The organism is Roseiconus nitratireducens (genome assembly GCF_008629675.1).
GTDB lineage: Bacteria > Planctomycetota > Planctomycetia > Pirellulales > Pirellulaceae > Stieleria > Stieleria nitratireducens.
On record NZ_VWOX01000029.1, the window covers coordinates 15155 to 37980 of the forward strand.

Here is a 22826-nt window from a genome sequence, read left to right on the forward strand (position 1 = left end):
AGGGCTGCGTTGCAAATTGCCCGAACAAGGAGCACGACGTGTCAAGCGTTGGAGATCGAATACGGGAAAGACGCTTGGAACTCGGTTGGACGCAGGACCATCTCTGCACAAAAACCGGGCTTTCCAAGAGCTTTCTGTCGGAACTGGAAGGCGGGAAACGCAGCGTTAGTGCTTCCAACCTGCTGAGCATTGCTAGCGCATTGGGGGTCTCGCTGGACTACCTGATGACCGGCAAGGCAAGCGAAGAAGCGCCTGTGCAGGTGCCGATTCCGGCATCTCTGGCGAAGTTCGCAGCCGACGAAGGTTTGTCTTTTCGGCAGACCCTGATGCTGCTCGATATGCAGAAACAAATCGTCGCCCACCGCAGTGCCCAAAAAAAGGACGGCCTGGAGTCAGTGGACTGGAGGAAGTTCTACGAGGGCGTGAAAGAGTTTTTGGAGAACGAATGAGCCGCTGGGAACTAACACGGGAGATCGAAACTCTTGCAGCCGAGATTGGCCTCGGCGACGGTGCGCCCGTGGACAGAATTCTCAACTACTGCCGACAAAGAATCGATACATGGGTCGATCAATCGGGTGGCGTGGAAAGCGTTGAAGCTCTCGAATCTCTCGTCACTCGCCAACTCCAGATGGTCTTCGAAGAAATCCATTCTGACGATGATTGGGACCGTCTCACCGACGTTTACGCTAGGGGCAAGAAGGAGTTCGTATTCGCTGGAATGCGGACGAAGTTCGATGACGAAAATGACCCGACCTATGGAGCCTTGGTGCAACGTCGGAATGCCGGGGATGACGATCCAGATCGGTTTGTTGCTGTGATTGATTGTCGTGAATCAAAACTCGCTCGACGATTCTTCACTCGCTGGCATGAAATTGCTCATCGGTTGACGACCCACGCCGACATGTTGGAGCCGGCGTATCGATCCGAGCAGGATCCTATCGAACGCTTGATGGACGAAATTGCAGGGCAAGTCGGCTTCTATGAACCGCTCTTCAATCCAGCCTTTCAGAAGGCAATGCACGGCCAGCGACACTTGACTTTTGGCGGCATTGAGTCGGTCATCGAAAACGCCTTTCCCGCAGCAAGTTTTCAGGCAACGCTGTTCGCTTGCTTTCGACGAATAGAGACGCCAGTCGTTTACCTTGAAGCCACGCTTGGCCACAAAAAGGAAGTCAGAAGGAAGCTCGCAACGCCAAGTTTGTTCAATGACGCCACCCCATCAGGTGAGTTGCGTGCCGTCAAGGTGCTTCAAAACAAAGCGGCGCAGAATGCCAGATTCACAATACCAACAAACATGCGAGTTCCAGTTGGCTCACTTATCCACAGGCTGTTCGATGCCGAACCGCAAGCAGATGGAAGTGCCCAGGAAGACTTGAATCATTGGGAATCCCAAGGGCGAAGTTTGGAAGCGTGTCCTGTTGTGGTTGAGGCTCGCAAGGTTCCTGATCGGGTCATTGCCACCGTACAGCCACTGAATTTTGGAAGGAAGGTGCCGCATGGACGATGAGTTGGTTTCAGCAGCGCACCACGAAGCTGGGCACATTGTCATTGCTCATGCGCTCGATAGCCGTGTCATTAGTTTAAAGCTGTTTTGGAGTGACCTAGGCAGGTGGTTTGGTGAATCGCCAGTGCGACTCGGCAAGGAAGATCCACAAGGGATGGAATTCATTGTGCGAATGCCACAACTTCTAACTGTTTCCGCAAAAACCGCCTTGGCTGGGATGCTTGCCCAGGCGAAGTATGAGGGAATTCGCAAGTACGGCGAGGGAATTCAGTTTGATCTCGATGCTGACCTGAATGCGTTATCGGAATTTCTCCGTGACAACAGCCGGACGGAAGCCAATCCCGGTTCAATTGAGTTTGGCTTCACAACAAAAAGCGGTGATCGTGTAACCCTTCGCCTCTCTGGTCACTGCTTCAGCACAGCAGATAGCAAGAGCTTCAACAGGTCTCTCAGGCAAGTAGCTGGCCTAGACCCCTTTGCATTGACACGAGAGACCATGCAGTTGATCGATCTCGAAGCCAACCGGATCAACATCAAAGCTCTAGCAACTTTAGTATTGAAGCAACCGGAGTCGGGAGATGACAAGCTAAGGTCGTTGACCGCCGAACAGATATTGGAAGTGCTCTCGGGCAAAGTTGAGCAAGCCGATTTCGAGATGCCAAATTCAAATGATTGAACAGACAACACAACTCGAACAAGCGATTCAGCAGGCGGCGAGCCAGTATTTTCGGCTCGTCATCCTGGCTGGTGCGCCGGGGTCTGGGAAAACGGCTGCGCTTCAATCGGTCGCACAAAGAGCCGGGTGCGAACTCGTGAAGGTGAATCTGGAGTTGAGCAAGAGAATGCTCGAACTAACTCGCATACAGCGTTCACGGCAGGTCGAACGGCTATTCAAGGAAATCGTTTCCGGCCAACCAGGCGATGTCGTGATTCTCGATAACTTGGAGATCCTGTTTGACGCCGATTTGGAAGTCGAGCCCTTGCGTCTGCTGCAAGTTTCCAGTCGTAATCGGACAGTCGTCGCATCCTGGAATGGCAGTTACGTTGACGGAACATTGACCTATGCCGAGCCTGGTCATCCAGAATTCATCCAATTCAAACAGACCGAAGCCATCGTACTTCCGGTCCAAACAACCGAAGGCAATTGACGGGAGTAAGTGTTGTCATGAAGTACAGTGATCTGGTCAAGTTCGAGCCCATCGAATCAGTCATTCAGTTGGAACAGGCGGATTCTCCAGATGCGGTTAAGCAACTGGTGCAGACGTTTGTGATCTCAGATCGCATGGCCGAACAGTTGTGCGAACTTGTGATCCCCAACCTGCAATTTGAGACGCCTGCCGACAACAAAGGCATCTTGATCGTTGGTAACTACGGTACTGGTAAGAGCCACTTGTTGTCGCTCATTTCTGGTCTTGCCGAACATGCGGACATGACCAAATCCGTCCGGGGCATGGAGGTGGCAAAGTCGTCGGCTGCGATCTCTGGAAAATTCAAAGTCGTTCGCCTTGAACTACCGGCCACAAAGAAGAGTCTTCGCAACATTATTTGCGGCAGGTTGGAAGACTTCATGGCTGATGAAGGCTTGTCATTCAGCTTTCCATCCGATGAAGAGGTGGACAGCAATAAAGACGACCTGTCGCAGATGATGGCGGAGTTCGCCGGAAAGTATCCTGACCATGGTCTGCTTTTGGTTGTGGACGAGTTGCTGGACTATCTCAGATCTCGCAAGCAGCACGACCTGATTCTCGACCTGGGCTTTTTGCGAGAGATTGGGGAAGTCTGCAAGCTGAATCGATTTCGGTTCATCGCCGGATTGCAAGAGAGTCTCTTCGATAACCCGAAATTCCAATTCGTTGCCGAGAGCCTGCGGCGGGTTAAGGATCGCTTTGAACAGCTTCGTATCGTTCGACAGGACGTGGCGTTCGTTGTATCTGAACGACTTCTTACAAAAAGCGACGAGCAGAAAGCCAAGATCCGGGAGCATCTCCAAAAGTTCACACCGTTGTACGGTGGAATGGCCGAACGTCTGGAAGAGTTTGTCACTCTGTTCCCTGTTCATCCAACTTACTTGGAGGTCTTCGAAGCCATCTCCATCGCTGAGAAGCGAGAAGTCCTAAAGACACTCAGCACGGAAATAAAACGATGTCTTGACCAGGATGTACCGAAGGATGAACCGGGACTGATCAGCTATGACTCCTACTGGGAGTTTCTTCAGGGGAATGCTGTTCTTCGGTCGGTCCCAGAGATTCGTGAAGTTATCGACGTTAGCAAGGTTGTCGAAAACCGAATCCAGCAAGCCTACACCCGCAAAGCACTACAGCCGATGGCGGAACGGATTGTTCACGGGCTCTCGATCCTTCGCATGACGACCGATGATATTCGAGCCAAAATCGGCCCAACTGCTGAAGAGCTTCAAAATGGGCTGTGTCTCTACGCACCGATCCCGGAAAAGACCAGTGACTTCTTGCGAACGACGGTCGAGTCGTGCCTCAAAGAGATCATGAAGACGGTCAGTGGTCAGTTCATTACCCACAACACGGAGAATGACCAGTATTACCTGGACCTGCAAAAGACCATCGACCACGATGCCAAGATCCAGGATAAGGCGGACACTCTGTCCGACTCTCACTTGGACCAATACTACTTTGACGCACTGACCCGTGTCCTGGAACTGACTGACCTACCGCCGTATGTCCGTGGCTATCAGATTTGGGAACACGAAATCGAATGGCGAGACCACAAGATCACTCGGCGAGGTTATCTGTTTTTTGGCGCTCCCAACGAACGATCAACTGCTCAACCACCACGAGACTTCTATCTCTACTTCCTTCAACCGTTCGAACCGCCGCACTTTGAAGATCAAAAGCTCGCCGATGAAGTCTTCTTCAAACTGACTCATCGAGACAAAGCGTTTGAAGACACTCTTCGGCTATATGCCGGTGCTCGTGAAATGGCAGCTTCGGCCAGCAGCGGCACTAAGAAGGTCTACGAAGACAAGGCGGATGGCTTCCTCAAGACCCTGGTGGCGTGGCTTCGCACCAACATGCTGACTTCCTACGAAGTCATTCATCAAGGCGTGCCCAAGAAAATGGTGGAATGGCTCAAGGGCCATCGCACAGGCAACGCCGCTGTGCGTGATTTGCTCGAATTGACCGGTTCGGTTTGCCTGGCAACTTCGTTCGATGATCGTTACCCAGAATATCCGACGTTCACCGTCAAGCTGTATGCCAGCAACCTCAAGCAGCCGACTGAAGACGTACTGCGTTGGCTGGCGGGAGGCGTCAAAAACAATTTGGCAACGGCAGTGCTTGACGGATTGGAATTGCTTGACGGAGACAAACTCAAGCCTCATTCGTCTCGATACGCCAAAGTGGTTCTTGAGAAGCTGGAAGGAAAACCGCCCGGTCAGGTCGTCAATCGCAAGGAACTCATCACTGTCAAGAACGACGTTGAGCGAGAGTGCAAATATCAGCTTGAACCGGAGTTCTTACTGATCGTCTTGGCGGCCTTAGCTCAGAACGGCAATATCACTCTCAGTGTGGCTGGTAAGAAACTCGATGCAGCCAACATCGGTGAAGCCACCAAGATGACGCTCGATCAACTGGTGTCGTTCAAGCATATCGAGAAACCCAAGGGTTTGCCGCTTGCCGAACTGGTCGCCCTGTTTGAGTTGCTTGGATTGGCTGAAGGTTTGATCCGCAATGAGAACACTCATGACGAAGCGGTTAAGCAACTTCGATCCAAGTCGAATGACTTGACGGAGAAAGTGGTTACGGTTGCCCAGTATGTCCAAACCGGACTGCCATGCTGGGGCAGCGAACTTATCCCATCTGAAGACCGAGAGAACTATCGACAGAAACTCGGTGAACTGAAGTCGTTCCTCGAAGGACTACAAGCGTTTAATACTCCCGGAAAGCTCAAGAACTTTACCAAGAGCATCCTGGAGATTCAGGCTCATTCAACAACCCTCGACATCATTAAGCAGATTGAAGGGCTGAATGGGCTCGTTCAGGAACTAACACCACTCACTGGCTACCTCGGAACTGCGGCTGCGGTGCTGCCACCGCAAGATCCGTGGCGCACCCAGATGGAAACGATGCGCAGCGAGTGGCGTGCAAAATTGATGGACCCAACCGCTCGCAATGCAGCCGACTTCCGTCAGAAGATCAATCGTGCATTACAGAAAGTCAAAGAGGACTTTAAGTCCGCCTACTTTGCACTCCACAAGAAGGCTCGACTCGGAGCCAATGAGGACGGCAAGAAGAAGGAATTGCTCAAAGACGAGCGATTGGAACGTCTGAAGAAGCTGGCTCAAGGGGTTTCGTTGCTTCCGCACTCCAGTCTTACCGAACTCCAAACCCGGTTGGCGAAGGTTCAGACATGTTTCACCTTGGTGAAAGATGACTTGGATTCGTCACCGACTTGCCCGCATTGCAGCTTCCGTCCTCAGGAAGAGAACCTCGGTACAAGTGGTGCGGCTGTCCTTGATCAGATCGACGAGCAGTTGGATTCAATGCAGGAGAGTTGGACAAAGACACTCATCGAAAACTTGGACGATCCAACTGCCAAGAAGAGCATCAGCCTGCTTCCTGACGAACAAAAGTCAGCGGTTAACGCCTTCCTGAAGTCCAAAACACTTCCAGAGAAGATCACGAATGAGCTTGTGCAGGGAATTCAACAGGCGCTTTCGGGTCTCGTGGCCATCTCTATCAAGCCAACGGAGCTTGTCGATGCTTTGAGTGAGGGCGGTGGTCCTTGCACGATTGAACAGATTGAGGCCCGGTTCAACACGTTCATCCAAAAGATCACGAAGGGCAAAGAGCCATCGAAACTTCGTTTGGTAGTCGAGCCTGACGAATACTGGGGAATGATTCGAGAAAGCGGGGACGAGGCGTGACCACACACTTGTCAACACGTTTAGTCTGGCACGACCGAGCCTGGGATGGCCATGTATGCGATCACCCCAGCAATAATGCGTACTGCATTGTGCAGCAACACATCCGTGACGGACGTAATGATGATCGGGAGGACAAGGCAGCAGGCTTGCCTTTGGCCGAACTCGATGGCTGGCAGCCACCCTGTTCCCGTGATCCTATTGCGTTCTCGAAGCTCGGATACACGATCACTCACAACGACCCGCTCGAATTTCGGCAGTTGCCTTCCGTCAAGGAAGACATTCCACCTTATTCTGTTTGTCCTTCGCCTTACCGTTGGATGCGTGAAGAGAATTTTCGCATCATCTGCGAGGATGAGAAACTCGACATCCGAGAGTCAGACACACCGGACAAGGAATTCGGCTGGGTCTTTGAACCAGATCGACAAAGAGAACTGCTGAAAAACTTCTGGGGGAAGCTGGAGAAGAACAAGTCGCTTATTTTCTTCTACTGCAATCATGGCAATCCGCTCGACGAAAGTCTAAACCGCATCCTGTTGGGTGTCAGTCGCATTTCCCAGGTTGGTCCTCAACTTTACTTCGGCAAGAAGCTGCCCAAGTTCCCGGACGAGTATCCCATCTGGTCTCGGTGTATCACTCACGACTTCGAGAATCAGGGCTTCAGACTTCCGTATCACGAATACCTCAAAGCCGGTCACGATCCGAAGAACATTTTGTGCCTGGTCCCAGAAGGGGCAATGCTCAACTTCTCTTATGTCGCCGAACAGCTTGGCGACGACATGGCCGTAGGAGCTTTGGAGCGACTGGTCCAGTCCGTTCAGGCTGTGAAGGACGAAGCCAAAGTTCCTGGCGACTGGGATCGACATCTTCAATGGCTGAACGATGTACTCTCCGAAGTCTGGCAAAACCGTGGTCCGTTTCCGGGGATCGGAAGCGTTCTGCAATATCTCGGCTGCGAATCTGGCACGGCTTTTCAACGTCAAGTGCTCGTGCCATTGCTCGATATAGGCGAAAACGCTTGGGACTACGTTCTGGCAATTCTCGAAGGCCGAAAGAAATGCGATGACAAGCGATACGCCAAAGCGATGAAACAGGCGGCGGAACGCTGGGCCGCTTACAGGGAACCACGTCGAAATCTGTTGACTCAGTTGGCTCGATTCGAATTGTCACCTGCACAGGTGGAACGGGTCGCCAATCCTGACAAACGTGCAGAAAGCGGCATCAGCGGAACCGACAATGAGATCGTGGCCAATCCGTACCTTATCTGCGAAATGGATCAGGGTGATGGTGTATCTGATCTGATTGCCTTAGAAACCATCGACCGAGGAATGCGACCCGAGGGGGCTGCCGCTCGATTCATCGACAAGGAGGAAGTGTGCGCTCAGGATGATCCACGTCGCATCCGTGGTGTGGCCGTTGCCGTGTTGAAGACCGCAGCGGAAAGCGGCGACACATTGCTTCCCTTTGCCGAGACGATGAATCGCATCAACAAGCGGTTCCCTGAGCGGCGAATTTGTCGACCTGATCGAGACCTGGTGCTGGGCCAAGCGACCTTCTACCAGGAAGCATTGGACTTCCGTGCTGATGCCGAACCGCCGACCATGGCGCTCAAATGGCTGTCCGAGTTGGAGCGGGAAGTTTGCTCTCGGCTGCCAAGGCGAACGAAAACCAAGAACGATCCTCCCAAGAAGGGGTGGAGTTGGGAGAAGCTGCTACTCGATGAGTTCGGCAAGAAGTCCGGTTCCAAGTTGCCACCTGAAGTGGAAGAGCGTGCGAGAAAGGAAAAGGCCGAAGCGCTGGCGAAGCTGTATGAAGGACGATTCAGTGTCCTTTGTGGCCGTGCCGGAACCGGCAAAACTTCGGTACTGAAAGTATTTCTCAAAGGTCTCGAAGAACTGGAAGGCAAACGCCCCATCTTGTTGCTCGCTCCAACTGGCAAGGCCCGTGTCCGGTTGATGGATCGTACCAAGCGTGACGACGGCAGCGTGCGAGATGCCTACACCATTCACCAGTTCTTGATGCGTCACAAATGGCTCAACCCTGACAACTTTGCACTCAAGCTCGCCGGTGGAGAACAACACGGTGCTCCCACCGTGATCATTGACGAAGCGTCGATGATTCCCATGGATCTGCTTGGCGTTTTGTTCCGAGCACTCGACTTGAACAAAGTAAGTCGTCTGATTCTGGTGGGCGATCCCAACCAGTTGCCACCCATTGGTCCAGGCCGTCCGCTGGTAGACATCATTGCTTGGCTGGAGTCAGACGACGAGCGAAAGAAGTGTCTCGCCCGATTGATGGAACGTGCCCGACATGAAGACCATGAGAGCCAGTCGCTTCAATTGGCTGATGGCTACCTGCGGGATGACACATCTCCTGGTGATGACGAAATGCTCTCCCGTGTCGCCCGTGAGGAAGTCGGCGGTGATTTGGAAGTCCGCTATTGGCGAGACGCCAGCCAGCTTGAACAACAACTTGAGGCTGCGATGAAGAAGCACCTCAACTTGACCGATGGCAACAAGGCATACATCACATTTAATGCCAGTTTAGGTCTGGAAGAAGACTCGAAGAAGAACAATCCGGTCTTGGCCGAACGCTGGCAGATTCTCAGTCCCGTGCGGAATCATGAGTTTGGTACGACCGAGATCAATCGCAAGATCCAGGCGAAGTACCGAGGCGGGATGCTGAACTATTCGAAAGGCGGACGGGGCACCAAACCATTTGGAGAACAGGAGATTGTCTGGACCGACAAAGTGATGCAGGCGATCAACTGCCGCAAAACCTCCTATCCAAAAGGTGAAGGACTCAGTTACGTCGCCAATGGCGAAATCGGCTTGGTGGTCGCCACATCGAAGGGGAGCGAACGCTCCGATTCGATGAAGGTCCAGTTCTCAACCCAGCCACTCTCGTCGTACTACTACCCTCGTCCCGATGTCGATGGACAACTTGAACTCGCCTACGCTTTGACCGTTCACAAGTCTCAGGGAAGCGACTTCGACATTGTCTTCCTGATTTTGCCAAAGAATGCATCGACTCTTTCCAGGGAGTTGTTGTACACGGGCCTGACTCGCTTCCGGCAGAAGATGGTTCTGCTGATTGAACGGGACACGTCTGTTCTGGAACGTCTCCGCAGTCCGCAAGCCTCGGACACATTGTTGCGGAACACGAACATGTTTGTTCTTGCTGTGCGGCCTGAATCTGTAGATCGGTATTTTGCCGAACACCTAATCCATCGCACGCCACCATCTCCGCAACATCCCAACGGCATTCTGGTTCGCTCGAAGTCCGAAGTCATCGTTGCAGGAGCGCTCTCGAAACTCGGCATCAGCTACGAGTACGAGCAGAAACTTGCCTCGAAGGACGATCCGAATGACTTCCGCTTGCCCGATTTCACGGTCAGCTACGAAGGCGACACGTTCTATTGGGAACACTTGGGAATGCTGTCGGTGCCGTCCTACAAGGAAGCCTGGGAGAAGAAGCGGCAATGGTACGAAGATAATGGATTCCTGGGCCGAATCATTACTTCGGAGGATGGCCTGGACGGCAGCATCGACGCCGCTGAAATCGAGCGGATCGCACGCAAGCAAATACTTCTGGAGGAATAACCGATGCCAATTCAAGAGGGGCCTTTGTCGCCAGATTCGTTTGCCTTCAACGGTAATGTTTATCGTGTGGGAATGCCTCTTGTCTGGCGATTGCTCGATCATTTGTGGCGAAGTCCGAATCGTAGTGCCTCAGTAGACAGTCTTGCTCTTGCAGTTTGGCAAAATCAGGACCATGACGTTAGCTACCTAGCCGTTGCTTCACTTCGCCGCAACTCCAATAGGTTCTTTCGAAAGTACGACATTCCACTTCAAATGCGACTAAAAGACGAGAAAGTCGCATTGCACGATATTCGCACATCTGAGGGTTTTTCTCATGTCTAGCGACAGCCAAATGCGTTTTAGCCACACCCACGAAGGCAGCGAGAATGCACAAATTGAATGCCTAGGAAAGACGTTCCCCGACGAAACAGCTCGGCAGCAGCATTTCAGAGAACTGCTTCGTGAAAAATTAAGTGACCCAGGATTTCGAAGCATCTCCGGGTTTCCGGTAGGCAATGACGACGACATCTTGGCAATGTCAGATCCGCCATTTTATACGGCGTGTCCTAATCCATTCCTCGGCGACTTCATCGAACACTTCGGCACCAACTATGGTGCTGAGATAAAGTACCACCGTGAACCATTCACCGCTGATGTGAGTGAGGGAAAAACTGATCCGATATACACCGCACATGCATATCACACCAAAGTACCCTACAAGGCCATCATGCGGTACATCCTGCAATACACCAATCCTGGTGACTTGGTGTTTGATGGCTTCTGCGGAACTGGGATGACGGGTATTGCAGCACAAATGTGTGGCGACAGACAGGAGATTGAGAAACTCGGCTATCGTGTTACTGCGAATGGGCAAGTTCTGGAGCAGCGGAACGATTCCGCAGGAAACTCAGTAGAGATCTCCGTTTCAAGAGTTGGTGAGCGACGAGCAGTTCTAAATGATCTGTCTCCTGCCGCTTCATTCATAGCGGGAAATTACGGGCAGCCAATTGATGAAGAGTTGTTTCGCAAGGAAGCAAAAAGGATCTTGCACGAAATCGATCATCAAATGGGTTGGATGTTTGAGACGCACCATTCAGACGGCAAAACGATTGGGCGCATTAATTTCACTGTCTGGAGTGATGTCTTTTCGTGCGGGGAGTGTGGGGAAGAGATAGTTTTCGTTGACGAAGCTCTGGACACCGAATCGGGATCAATTCGAGATGCCTTTCCTTGTCCTCGGTGCGGCACCGAGTCCAGAAAGAATGACTTGGAGTTGAGGTACGAATCTAGCCTCGATAAAGCCACTGGCAGTTCGATCTCACTACCAAAGCGTGTGCCGGTTCTTATCGACTACACAGCAAAAGGAAAAAGGTACACCAAAAAACCGGACGAAGCTGATTTAGCGGTGTTGAGGAGGATTGCAGAGTCGCCATTGCCATCACATCTTCCTACGTTGGAATTGCCCGACATGCAAATGCGGCGTGTCGGGCGAATGCAACCTTCTCACATTACGCACATTCATCACTTTTTTTTGCCTCGCCCCGCTCGTTGGATGTCCGCATTATGGGAGAAGGCAATCAGTGTATCCGACCATCGTCTTCGCAGATTCCTGCTCTACTTTGTAGAGCAGGCGATCTGGACCGCTTCATTAGTTAACCGCTATCGACCAACCGGCTATTCACAAGTTAATCAGTACTTGACTGGTGTGTTTTACATTCCATCGCAGCACGCAGAATGTAGTCCTTGGTATGTGCTCGAAGGGAAGGCTAAACGTCTAACGAAGCTGTTCAGCAATTTCCAGCCAAAGCTAGGAAACACAATTGTTACAACTCAGGATTTATCTGCCGTTGGCTTGCCCGACAACTCAATTGACTACATTTTTACCGATCCTCCATTCGGAGAGAATATCTATTACTCGGATCTGAACATCCTAATCGAGTCTTGGCACGGTGTCCTTACTGCTACTGATCCAGAAGCAATTGTTGATCGAGTAAAACAAAAGACGCTTATTGACTATCAAAGGATGATGAGCGATTGCTTCAGTAACTATTACCGAGTGCTGAAGCCTGGACGTTGGATGACGGTGGAGTTCCACAACTCAAGAAACAGCGTATGGAACGCCATTCAGGAGGCACTGCAACACGCCGGATTTGTTGTTGCCGACGTGCGGACATTGGATAAGCAGCAAGGTTCTTTCCAGCAGGTTGTAAGTGGAAACACTGTAAAGCGTGACTTAATCATTTCTGCATACAAGCCCAATGGCGGACTTGAGGAGCGATTTCAGACGAAGGCAGGGACCGAGGAAGCGGTGTGGGACTTTGTTTCTACGCACCTCCGGCAATTGCCAGTTTTCGTGTCTCGGGATGGAAAAGCCGAGCCTGTGACTGAGCGTCAGCCGTATTTGCTCTTCGACCGAATGGTTGCGTTTCATGTACAGCGTGGATACCCGATTCCTATGTCATCTCCTGAATTTCACGATGGACTTCGCCAGAACTTTCCTGAGCGTGACGGCATGTATTTCTTATCGGATCAGGTGAGTGAGTATGACCGAAGACGACTAGAAGTAGACGGTGTCGGGCAATTGCAACTGTTTGTCAGTGATGAGAAAAGTGCAATTCAATGGGTGCGGCAGCAGCTCAAGGATCAGCCCAGGGGATATCAGGACCTTTCTCCGATTTATATGAAGGAGGCGCAGCGAGTGTGGGAGAAGCACGAGCAGCCGCTCGAACTTACCACGATCCTCGAACAGAACTTTGTCAAAGACTCCGAAGGCATTTGGCATGTTCCAGATCTGAAAAACGAATCGCATTTGGAGCAGTTGCGTCACCGAACGCTTATCAAAGAGTTTCAGCAATACATTGAAGCTAAAGGCAAGCTCAAGGTCGTTCGTACCGAGGCATTGCGAGCGGGATTTAAAGAAGCGTGGCAGGAGAAGGATTACAAGACCATCGTGCAAATGGCGAAGCGAGTACCTGATGCTGTGATCCAGGAAGATCAAGCATTGCTGATGTACTTTGACAATGCTTCGCTGATGTTGGGTGAATGATCCATGACGACAACGACTCCACCAAATTTGACTGTCGGAAGTTGGGCATACAGCCAAGCACATGGGGAATCGGTACGCATTGTCGATGTAGAGACGGTCTGGAATCACACGATCTATCAGGTGTGGATTCCTCGACTGGCAACCATGGAACGAGTACCTGCGGAGTCACTGTCGCTTGCCGAACCGAAGAAGGCGTCAGGCTTAGATCGGATCTCCTATGCTGCCGCCGCTGCCCGGATTGCTGATGCTTTGACCCAGGACGTGCTACTGGCTCCGCTGGAAGCTGGCGTCATTCCACTGCCTCATCAGCTACATGCTCTCACCCGTGCCGTTACCGAAGACAGGGTTCGCTACTTGCTGGCCGATGAAGTCGGCTTAGGAAAAACCATCGAAGCAGGTTTGATCTTTCGAGAACTCAAACTTCGGGGACTTGTAAAGCGAGTCCTGGTGGTTGCACCGAAGGGACTTGTCACACAGTGGGTTCAGGAAATGCAAACCCACTTCAGCGAGGATTTCCAACTTCTGACACCGAGTGAATTCTCCTCTTGGCGAAATCTCACCGGGGCTGAAAACATCTGGCGACAATTCGATCAGGTCGTTTGCCCTGTTGATTCGATCAAGCCCATCGAACGTCGTCGAGGTTGGTCTCGTGAGAAGTTGGAAACTTACAACCAGGAGCGGCTTGGCGACCTGATCGATGCCGGTTGGGACTTGATCATCTGTGACGAAGCGCATCGACTTGGTGGAAGCACCGAGCAAGTAGCACGTTACCGACTCGGTAAGGCTCTTGCGGAAGCAGCGCCCTACCTGCTGTTGTTATCGGCCACGCCGCACCAGGGCAAGACGGCAGGTTTTCAGCGTGTAATGGCATTGCTGGATCGGGAGGAGTTCATCACGTCAGCGTCGATCCGCAAGGAGAAAGTCGCTCCGTTTGTGATTCGTACCGAAAAGCGGCGGGCCATCAACGACAAGGGCGATCCGTTGTTCATGCCCCGGCTGACGAAACTGAAACCAGTCTGCTGGGAAGAGAAACATAATCTCCAGAAGCATCTTTACGAATCGGTCACGGAGTACGTCCGTCTGGGCTACAACCAGGCAATGCGTCAGAACCGACAGTACCTCGGCTTCCTCATGATCTTGATGCAGCGGCTTGTCACCAGCAGTACACAGGCCATTGCCACTGCGCTCGAACGGCGGTTGGAAGCACTGCAATCAACGAACCTGTCCAACACCGACGAGGAACCGCCCGAGAACAACGTCGATGAAGAAGATAGCCAGGAGCAATTAGAGGAGTTGCTGGCGACTCGACTGGCGGGACTTCAGAACGAGAAAGAGGAAGTCAAATTATTATTGGATCTCGCCCGCCGTTGTCAGGCACAAGGGCCGGATGCACGGGCTGAGACGTTACTCGACATCCTGATCGAAGCTCAGCGGGAAGAGAACGATCCCGAACTCAAGTATCTAATCTTTACCGAGTTTGTTCCGACACAAAACATGCTGCGGGATTTCCTGGAGCAACATGGCTTTTCCGTTGTTTGCCTCAATGGTTCCATGGACCTGGAAGGTCGGCGGCGAGTCCAGCGGCAGTTCGCAGAGAAGGCACGAGTCCTTGTTTCGACCGATGCCGGTGGCGAGGGTTTGAACCTTCAGTTTGCCCACATCATCATCAATTACGACTTGCCCTGGAATCCGATGCGGATTGAACAACGCATCGGTCGTGTGGACCGAATTGGACAAAAGCGTCCGGTGAAGGCGTTCAATCTGATCTTCGAAGACAGCGTGGAACTGCGGGTGCAGGAAGTCCTCGAAGAAAAGCTGGCAACCATCCTGGATGAGTTCGGAGTGGACAAGACTCAAGATGTGTTGGATTCCGCCGAGAGTGGCGCTGTCTTTGAAAAGCTGTATGCCCAGGCGATCCTCAATCCCGGCGACATCGAGAAGAACATTGACCAACTGATTCAAGAAGTCCGTGAACACGCCAAAGAGGAAGTCGCCGGTCGTTCGTTTTATGGCGAATCGACTCTTGACCCGACTCTGGCCCAGCAACTGAGCAGCCATCCGTTACCATTCTGGGTCGAACGGATGGCGACATCGTATGTCAGATCTGAAGGAGGACAGATCCACAAGGATCTCTTCAGCATGACGTTGGAATGGCCGGATGGCACCCGCATGGAACGGGTGTCGTTCCACAGCCGGGATGCTCAGGACCGTGGACTGCAACACGTCAGCCTCGAAGACAGCCGTATACGACGGCTTGTTCAGCAGTTGCCTCGGGTCGTGGCCACCGAACCGATCCCGTGCGTGCGGTTTGCCAGTCTGCCTGCCGAGGTTGTTGGATATTGGTCCCTGTGGCGAATAGCCATCGGCGACCATTCCGGGACAGGACCGTCCCTTCGAGACGTAAAGATCGTTCCCATTTTTCATCACGACGACGGGCGAACCCTCGGACCTACGGCCAGGCACATCTGGGACACGTTGATGGAGGAGCAGAACGAATTGGAGCAGTTGGGCTCAAAATCCGGTCCCGAGATCGAAGAAGTGTTTGGACGACTACGAGCGGAAGCTGAGCGACTTGGCGAGGATGCCTTTCACGATCTCCATGCACGCCATCAGCAGCGGCTCAAGCGAGAACAGGAAAAAGGCAACTACGCATTCCAAGTTCGCCGAGAAGCTCTCGGTCGCTTGGGGTTGCCCGAAGTGCGCCAGCATCGTTTGAAGAGGCTTGAGCAAGAAGAGCGAGAGTGGGCAGAAGAACTTCGTAAACGAGAGCGGATACTGCCCGAGCTTCAGCCGGTCATTCTCTTGCGTGTGGAGGCAGGGAATGGCTAACTGGCGTGACACAATTCTGAAGAACTTTAAGCCGAAGATCTCTCGTTTGACCTTGGTGGCTGATCCTGATGGATTGCTGATCGAAGAAGGAATGTTGTCGGCCATCAAGGAACGTGGCTTTGACTTGATTCCGTTCGATGATTCGATTGCCTTCCGCTATGCCTACGAATCGCAGTATCGCAGCCAATGGGACAAGGGCCAGCATACGGATTTGGTAGTGGTGCTGCGATCTGCCGAACAGCAGTTAAACAGCCTGCCATTCGATCTGCTCAAGGCCGGTCGGCAATTGTCCTTTGCTTTGCACCAATTGTTTCCGAAGCTCAATTACCCAGTGATTGCCGGTTTGGACCGCACCTACCTTGATGCAGTGGATGAGTCGTATCAAAGGCATGATGGCGACCAACTCACAGAACGAGAAACAAAAGAGTTTGTCTTGATGCACTGCTTCGGGATCGTTCCGAAGCTGGTCAAGACGCCGGTGGACTTGCTAAAACTGCTGCTGTCTCTGCACTCTAGAAAGGTTTTTCTCCCTGAGTTCCTGAGTGACCATTTGCTGAACAGCCTTCAAGAAGACAAGGCATTCAGCAAATGGCCACTGGAGGACGTGTTTTCAAGCCGAGAAGCATTTCTTCGATTTCTGCAAGAAGAATGGAAGCTCTACTTGCAGTGTATCAACGCAAAGAAACAGAAGAGCCGTGTTCCTTTTGAACATCAGGATATCTGGGCTTACATCGATACATTCTTTTTGGATGGTTCGCTGACGCCGGAGGAAGTCGAGGATTCAACCGCTTTACCAGCCTGGGTTCAGGCTGGCGTACTCCATGATCCAAAGTCGGATGCCATTCGACGATTTCATGGACTACGAAGCAAGTTTGAAGCAGATATTCCAGACAATGACGCTTCTCACCGAGACTGGCAACAGGCCGCTCAGCAATGGGCAGAACTGGTGGTGTTGCGATGGGAATGGGATGAGGCTTTGGATGAAGCCGACCGTGCTGGCTGGAGTGCTCTGCAAACCAAGGTTGAAAATGCCTTTGATCAATGGATGGTGAGCCGATATGGAACGCTGCACAATTTGCCCTACCAGCAACAGCCGGTGATGGTCCACCAGATTTCTCGTTTCATGGCTTTGGAGCGAACGAAGAAGAAGCTCAGCAAGATTGCTTTGCTTGTGCTGGATGGTCTTGCTGTTGACCAATGGTTGCTTCTGAAGAAGAGCCTTGAAGGCAACGATCATTCGTGGAGATTTCAAGAGTCCACGGCTTTCGCCTGGGTTCCAACGCTTACCTCGGTTACACGGCAATCGATTTTCGCAGGTGAACCTCCGCTGTATTTTCCTGAATCGATTGAAACGACATCGAAGGAAAAAAGCCATTGGCTGCGATTCTGGGAAGATCAAGGAGTTCAACGCACGCAAGTTGATTTGGTGACAAGTCTGGATGGTCCTCAAGATCCTAAGCTGGATACGGCTTTGGGTAATGCACGGCTGTCGGTCCTTGGAATTGTCTGGAACAAGGTCGACGACATCATGCACGGAATGCAGATGCAAACTGCCGGAATGCACAACCAGGTCAAACTATGGGCCTCACAGGGGCACCTGCAAGAGCTTCTTTTGCGTTTGGAGGAAGAAGGCTTCGCAGTCTACCTGACCGCTGATCACGGCAACGTAGCTGCCATTGGTATCGGAAATCCAAAAGAAGGTGTACTAGCCGAAACCAAGGGCAAACGAGTTCGAGTTTATGACCGACCCGCATTCCTTGAGGAAGTCGCCGAGAAATTTCCTGAATCGCTGCGATGGCCAAACTACGGATTGCCACCGGCACGTCATGTTCTATTGGCTGGCGATCTGAAGGCGTTTACAAATCTGGGTGACGAAGTTGTTTCCCATGGAGGAATTGCACTTGAGGAGGTTATGGTTCCGTTCGTGGCCATTTCCAGGGAGGGAACATGAGTCAGGTTGTAGGAATCGACCGCAAAGTCAAACGAGCATGGTTGGACTCGGCACTTGATCGACTAGCTCAAAACACCGACGAAAAGGAACTCCGTGCATTTCTGGATCAGAATCTAAAAGACGAGCTTCCTGGAAAGGAGTCCAGAGCCAAAGCGCTCGGCTTGGTTCTCAAAGTCTGGAGTAGTATCCCTCGTGAGAGAGAGCCACTTCGAGATCGTGCAGTGGCGCTGCTCCCAAATATTAGCGGGCAAGAGCGTGTTTGGCTTCACTTTGGCATGACGGCCTTGGCTTATCCGTTCTTCCGTGACACGACCGAGGTCGTGGGTCGGATACTTGCACTTCAGGACGACTTCACGACGGCTCAGGTGCAAGCGAGGATGGTGACGGCCTGGGGAGATCGAGTTACAGCCAAACTGGCTGCAAGGTATCTACTGAACACACTTGTTGATTGGGATGTACTGCGGTCTGGTAAGAAGCAGGGACACTTTCTGCTCGCTCGAAAAATGTCCGGTAGTGTCCCAGAACTGCAACTCTGGCTACTGGAGTCTCTTCTTGCCGCAAGCAACTCTGATGAAATCGAAGCTCAGCAACTGTTGCGTTTGCCAGAGTCCTTCCCTTTCCAACTGACAGTTGGAGTCGCCGACTTGAGACGGCACGAAGGCTTCGACATTCACAGGCAAGGTTTGGACATGGATATGGTGGCTCTCCGCAAAGTGAAGCTGGAGCCAATCCCAAAACCAACTAAGAAAAGGAAAGAACCGAAGAAGCCCAAGAAGGCGCTGCCACCCCAACCCAGCTTGTTTGACAAAGAGTGCGATGATTCCGAACCAAGCAATGGAAAGCCCCATCCCGACCCCAGCTTGACTAAGGGAAGTACGAGGAAAAAGAAGAAACCTTCTCCAAACAAGGAGAAGCGTCGAGTCGAAGCTGCCATTAAGGCTGAAGTCGTGAATACACTCTCCGAGAGAGCGGACAGGTTTCTTCAAGTGCAGGGAGGCCCCTTCGTTCCCGACGCCCCATTTGCAGCACCATCGAAGGAATGCGTCGAACAGTTCCGTGACGGTCACTACTTTGGCTGTATTGCATTAACGCAGGCTGTGCTGGAAGCCGTGATTCGCCACATCTGGCAAATGAAGTTGAAGAAAAAGTCAGGTCAGGAGAGCACTTTCGACAAATACCTGGCGGCGCTACACAAAAAGAACATCATCAACGAAGAATGGAAATCGAGGCTCGAACAGTTGTGGGCCGACCGAAACACCTTTCATCATCTCCGCCCGTCGGTCGAATCGGATCTTCAAAAGCTCGAAGAAACAGCCCTCAACTCCCTGAGACTACTGACCGAACTTGAGCAAGAGTTTTTTGGCTTTAATGTTCAGGATGGGACAGTTGCACCTGACCATCCTGAGTACTGGACAGTCAAGGAAGGTTAGGCAGGTTGCAAGCAATCGTAGTGGCCAGCAGTAACGACTCAAAATCCATCGCCTTTCCAATTCTGCTGATCGCTCAATTGCCGGTCCTTCTTGATTTCTCTAATGGTCTGAAGAAAGTCCACTCCGAATTGCTCCTCCTGCTCAGGGGACATCGGGTCTTCAATCGAATCGGCAACACGATGGACAGCATCCATCTTCGCTGGCGTACTCCACAGGCCCGGCCTGCAAACGTACTTGAAGACTTGCCAAACATCGCCCGTCGTGTGTTCCTTGTGGTGATCTACCGTATCAATCACGCTCTGCCTCTTTTCGGTGGGAAGGCACGCAGCCACCTTCAAAAAGCGATTCATGAGGTAATTCGCCTTGTCCTCCTCATCGTTCCCAGTGCAAAAACTGAAGCACGATAACGATACCGCTTCCCGAAGATAGGTATCCGCCAGTTGCAGAAGATCAAATTCATCCGGTTCAAAGCTCTGCGGGTTCGCAGCAGCATCAGCCTCGCCTTCTGCTTCCCCTTCAATCTCGAAGGCTTCCAGTTCACGGAGAAACTCCTTGTCTTCTTCGGTAAGGCCGTTTTCGAACCCATTGTCCTCCGATGTCACCGGAGATGTGCTCGAATCAATGAATTCGAGAAAACTATCGGCCATGCCTTGCTGATCGATTTCCGAACTCAGCAAGGATTTGGACTTCTCAAGCCCAAGGAACGACACGAGCAATTCAACTGCATGTAGGTCACATAGCTCCTCATGACAAATGATCTCTAATGCGTCCATTTTAACTCACTGCTCCAATGATCCCAGGGAAACGGAGTGGCAATTCGCTTACTCTCAGCGCCCTGCTTATAGCCGTTCACTCTTTCATTTCTTGAATGTCGTTGAGGCTGCTACTCTCAAAATTCGCCAGCAACTCACCGAGTTCGTATTCTTCGTCAACGTCCAACCCAAGAACTTCAGCCGCCATCCTCTGTGGCCAGTAACCCGACCATTCAAACAATGGCTTCAATAGCTCCGATAGCAATTCATCGTGAGCGTCGAGAAGAAGATCTCTGAATCCATCAGTTACCGTCTGGACGAGTTCTCCATTCCAGTTTGCGATGAGGTGTCGCATAAGCCGACGCCGCAATTCCAGTTCGTGTTCGAATCGGTCTTCGGTTGTGGTCATCATGTGTCTCTCTGCGTTCCACTGATTCCATACGGAGGGTTTGCTATGACTTGATCGTTGATGGGTCTGTTGCCTAACGCTGAGTTCAAGACATCTTGCACGCTATCCTCGCCATTAAGCATCCGTCGTAGATGGACAGCATTCTCAATAGGGCAACACAGTTCGTAATAACACGACATGCGGTCAAATCCGCAGCGTTTGGCAGCCTCGACTCGGTGACGACCATCAAGAATCGAGCGTTGCTGGCCGTCTCCCCAGATTACAATCGCAGGCAATTTCTCACCTGCTCGAAATCGACGTTCGTATGATTGCACCGTCGCTTCATCAAGTGGCGAGTCATCAAAAATACAGTTCATCGTCTTCGTCTCCTCTCCATTCTTGTGATCTTGCTTGTCCACCTTCAAAGATCCATTGCGTCGCACCACGGGTGGGGCGACCTGGCCGTTTGGGGCGAATGTAGCGAACCTCGCCAGACTCTATTCGGCTTGGCAGCGTTTCCATGTATTCCGTGACCCGCTCAATCGGTTCCGTCAGAAGAAGTTGTTGAGCGGCCAATTGCTCTTGTCTAGTCTGATAGCCAACAAGTTGTTCGGGTGTAGGGATAACCTTTGGTGGCTTCTTTGAACCTATTGGAGCGGATGCACAGGAAGCCTGATTAATTGCAATCCACCACCAGTCCGTCTCAGAAATATTTTGTTCATTCATTTTCTTCCTCCTTGAAATATGGAATAGGAAAACGGCTCGCTGGCGTACTTGCCATGGGCTTCGTAACGGGTAACGCCAGCGAGCCTAGGTCTATCGGAAAAAGGATCTAGTGTCGGCTTGATAGAACTCCGACGCCCACGTTCAATCCATCGGTGACACACACGGCACCGACTTCCTCGATCAGCATCAGCAGACGTTCCGCTTCAACTTTGACCGGTTGGAACTCTGGAACTCCACATGCAACCGTCGAGCAGAAGTCGCTCGCCTTCTCCATGGTGTCGAAGACAAGGAGACCATTTGTGCCGCCATGTCCAAAACGCGCGTAGGTGTCACCGTTGCTTAAGATGTAATAGTCGTTTTGAATTGGCAGTATGTCCGCCAATGTGTTTTGTGTGTTCGCAGTCATCCGCATCCTCCATGTTCCATGATGAGGAAATCGACTGATGATCGTCCTCACGCTGATGAAGGAATTAAACCAGCTCGTTCGGCATACAAGCGGATACGGCTCGGACAAATAGCGGCAGATGAGGAAAGACTGCTCAAGCTGGGCTTTTGTTGATCAGCAGAGCCCAGCTACCGTTGCTGGTTTTAATGTCTACGCCCTCTAGCTTCATCTCTTCGAGTCGTTTGCGAAGTCGCCTTGCCGTTCGGTGAACGGTGTCGTCGTCAATAAACTCATCCTTCCAGACATCCCGTTTCAGGTTGTCCAAATGAACGTAATGGCATGGCCGAGCGTTTAGACGATTCAGCAAACGGAAGATGACTGAATTGTCGATTTCAAATGGCCCTTGCTTGCCGCATTTCAAAGTCATGGACGAGAAGTCCACGATCAGGTTAGACAGGCTTTGGGTGCTATTGTTCTTGGACTTAATCGTGCTGATGTACTTGCCGATTTGTTCGGAGGTGAAGACCGATTGGCTAATTGGATTGATTCCGAGTTCGGACATGACTTGGATGGCATCGACTCCGAGAAGCTCAGCGACCTCACGCATAGACCAGAAATCATGCAGTCCGCCTTTGTGACCCAAAGTTCGAACAAACTCCAAGGTTTCACCGTTTCGGATCATGTAGTCTTCGTCAACTTCCCTCCCGTCAACCAGTGCCTCTGCGTCATCGGGAATGTTGAAGGCATCCTTCAGCACTCTGCGTGCTTGATTCACTGTCTGGCCAACGAACTCAAAGCGGCCCTCGTTGGCACCATGAACGATTCGAACTGACATTGGCGGATTCTTTTTGTTAGCTCTTGTTGAATATGGGGCCAAGACCAGGGATCTTTGAGGCTTCTTCGTCAATGGCTACTTCCAGTTCTTGGCGAGTCGCCTTTGTTTCACTGCCGTAATGATCGTTGAGGCGTTTGAGAGCCTTCCCTATTACCACTTGCTTGAGCTTGCCTTTCATGTTTACTTCTTCCTGGGAAGAAAGTTTCATGCTCGAAACATACGGGTAGCAATGCTGATGAAAGGTTTTCAGAATCTTGTCAGCCCCAAGTCGATTTTTTACGAACCCATCTGCCAGATGAACACGATCAGTAATGCTCTCGATATTGACCGTATGAAATGGATGAGTCGGATCGGCATTGGCCTCTTCTTGTTCCTGCTTCTGCTTAGCTTTGTAATGGTCGCTGCTCAGGTACTCTTGACGCTGGCGTTCAACCTCGGCTTCTCGCTCAATTCTTTGGATTTCATCCCAACGGTGTTGAAGGCGATTCACGAAGAAGCGGCCTAG

Annotated in this window: 16 protein-coding genes; 10 read left to right on the plus strand and 6 right to left on the minus strand. The window is 51.8% G+C overall.

Annotated features, from left to right (window positions below):
- Positions 1–38: 38 nt before the first annotated feature.
- The 10 genes from FYK55_RS27305 (at position 39) to FYK55_RS27350 (ending at position 19235) form a co-directional block, all read left to right on the plus strand.
- The gene (locus tag FYK55_RS27305) at positions 39–449 is read left to right on the plus strand and encodes a helix-turn-helix domain-containing protein (protein ID WP_261344971.1); all 411 of its coding nucleotides are present in this window, start codon (positions 39–41) and stop codon (positions 447–449) included.
- A complete protein-coding gene (locus FYK55_RS27310; protein ID WP_150079787.1) occupies positions 446–1507 on the plus strand; it encodes a hypothetical protein in 1062 nt (353 codons plus the stop codon). Before FYK55_RS27305 ends, FYK55_RS27310 begins: the two co-directional genes overlap by 4 nt.
- Positions 1497–2180 (plus strand): hypothetical protein, encoded by a 684-nt coding sequence (locus FYK55_RS27315; protein WP_150079788.1) that lies wholly within the window; start codon positions 1497–1499, stop codon positions 2178–2180. Before FYK55_RS27310 ends, FYK55_RS27315 begins: the two co-directional genes overlap by 11 nt.
- Positions 2140–2652 carry a BREX-3 system P-loop-containing protein BrxF gene (brxF, locus tag FYK55_RS27320; protein WP_201743827.1) on the plus strand — a complete coding sequence of 171 codons (513 nt, stop codon included), beginning with the start codon at positions 2140–2142 and terminating at the stop codon, positions 2650–2652. Before FYK55_RS27315 ends, brxF begins: the two co-directional genes overlap by 41 nt.
- Before the next feature lie 17 nt (positions 2653–2669).
- Entirely contained in the window at positions 2670–6401 is a 3732-nt protein-coding gene (locus FYK55_RS27325) for a DUF6079 family protein (protein ID WP_150079789.1), read from the plus strand.
- Positions 6402–6409: 8 nt separating this feature from the next.
- Complete coding sequence (locus FYK55_RS27330) at positions 6410–10000, plus strand: AAA family ATPase (RefSeq protein ID WP_201743828.1); 3591 nt, start codon at positions 6410–6412, stop codon at positions 9998–10000.
- Between the two features lie 313 nt (positions 10001–10313).
- Complete coding sequence (locus tag FYK55_RS27335) at positions 10314–13025, plus strand: DNA methyltransferase (protein WP_150079791.1); 2712 nt, start codon at positions 10314–10316, stop codon at positions 13023–13025.
- A 3-nt stretch (positions 13026–13028) separates the two neighbouring features.
- Positions 13029–15854 (plus strand): DEAD/DEAH box helicase, encoded by a 2826-nt coding sequence (locus FYK55_RS27340; RefSeq protein WP_150079792.1) that lies wholly within the window; start codon positions 13029–13031, stop codon positions 15852–15854.
- A complete protein-coding gene (gene pglZ / locus FYK55_RS27345) occupies positions 15847–17805 on the plus strand; it encodes a BREX-3 system phosphatase PglZ (RefSeq protein ID WP_150079793.1) in 1959 nt (652 codons plus the stop codon). Before FYK55_RS27340 ends, pglZ begins: the two co-directional genes overlap by 8 nt.
- On the plus strand, positions 17802–19235 hold the full coding sequence (locus FYK55_RS27350) for a DUF1819 family protein (protein WP_150079794.1): 1434 nt from the start codon (positions 17802–17804) through the stop codon (positions 19233–19235). The genes pglZ and FYK55_RS27350 overlap by 4 nt, the downstream gene beginning before the upstream one ends.
- 38 nt (positions 19236–19273) lie before the next feature.
- Here the strand turns inward: FYK55_RS27350 and FYK55_RS27355 are convergent, their stop codons facing one another.
- The 6 genes from FYK55_RS27355 to FYK55_RS27385 form a co-directional block, all read right to left on the minus strand.
- Entirely contained in the window at positions 19274–20008 is a 735-nt protein-coding gene (locus tag FYK55_RS27355) for a hypothetical protein (RefSeq protein WP_150079795.1), read from the minus strand.
- Between the two features lie 76 nt (positions 20009–20084).
- Positions 20085–20399, minus strand: coding sequence for a hypothetical protein (locus FYK55_RS27360; protein WP_161604789.1), 315 nt, complete (start codon positions 20397–20399; stop codon positions 20085–20087).
- Positions 20400–20735: 336 nt separating this feature from the next.
- Positions 20736–21101: a hypothetical protein gene (locus tag FYK55_RS27370; protein ID WP_150079798.1), complete on the minus strand. Its 366-nt coding sequence runs from the start codon at positions 21099–21101 to the stop codon at positions 20736–20738.
- 106 nt (positions 21102–21207) lie between these two features.
- Positions 21208–21507, minus strand: a complete 300-nt coding sequence (locus FYK55_RS27375) for a hypothetical protein (RefSeq protein WP_150079799.1) — start codon at positions 21505–21507, stop codon at positions 21208–21210.
- Positions 21508–21640: 133 nt separating this feature from the next.
- Positions 21641–22321 carry a winged helix-turn-helix domain-containing protein gene (locus tag FYK55_RS27380; RefSeq protein WP_150079800.1) on the minus strand — a complete coding sequence of 227 codons (681 nt, stop codon included), beginning with the start codon at positions 22319–22321 and terminating at the stop codon, positions 21641–21643.
- A gap of 16 nt (positions 22322–22337) precedes the next feature.
- Positions 22338–22826, minus strand: a 489-nt coding sequence (locus FYK55_RS27385; RefSeq protein ID WP_235909018.1) for a hypothetical protein, incomplete at its 5' end; no start/stop codon positions are given.

Excerpts from the sequence above, each read along its gene's own strand:
- FYK55_RS27310 (WP_150079787.1), top strand. The coding sequence starts at position 446 with ATGAGCCGCTGGGAACTAACACGGGAGATCGAAACTCTTGCAGCCGAG.
- FYK55_RS27315 (WP_150079788.1), top strand. The coding sequence starts at position 1,497 with ATGGACGATGAGTTGGTTTCAGCAGCGCACCACGAAGCTGGGCACATT.
- FYK55_RS27325 (WP_150079789.1), top strand. The coding sequence starts at position 2,670 with ATGAAGTACAGTGATCTGGTCAAGTTCGAGCCCATCGAATCAGTCATT.
- FYK55_RS27335 (WP_150079791.1), top strand. The coding sequence starts at position 10,314 with ATGTCTAGCGACAGCCAAATGCGTTTTAGCCACACCCACGAAGGCAGC.
- FYK55_RS27340 (WP_150079792.1), top strand. The coding sequence starts at position 13,029 with ATGACGACAACGACTCCACCAAATTTGACTGTCGGAAGTTGGGCATAC.
- pglZ (WP_150079793.1), top strand. The coding sequence starts at position 15,847 with ATGGCTAACTGGCGTGACACAATTCTGAAGAACTTTAAGCCGAAGATC.
- FYK55_RS27350 (WP_150079794.1), top strand. The coding sequence starts at position 17,802 with ATGAGTCAGGTTGTAGGAATCGACCGCAAAGTCAAACGAGCATGGTTG.
- FYK55_RS27355 (WP_150079795.1), bottom strand. The coding sequence starts at position 20,008 with ATGGACGCATTAGAGATCATTTGTCATGAGGAGCTATGTGACCTACAT.
- FYK55_RS27360 (WP_161604789.1), bottom strand. The coding sequence starts at position 20,399 with ATGATGACCACAACCGAAGACCGATTCGAACACGAACTGGAATTGCGG.
- FYK55_RS27370 (WP_150079798.1), bottom strand. The coding sequence starts at position 21,101 with ATGAATGAACAAAATATTTCTGAGACGGACTGGTGGTGGATTGCAATT.
- FYK55_RS27375 (WP_150079799.1), bottom strand. The coding sequence starts at position 21,507 with ATGACTGCGAACACACAAAACACATTGGCGGACATACTGCCAATTCAA.
- FYK55_RS27380 (WP_150079800.1), bottom strand. The coding sequence starts at position 22,321 with ATGTCAGTTCGAATCGTTCATGGTGCCAACGAGGGCCGCTTTGAGTTC.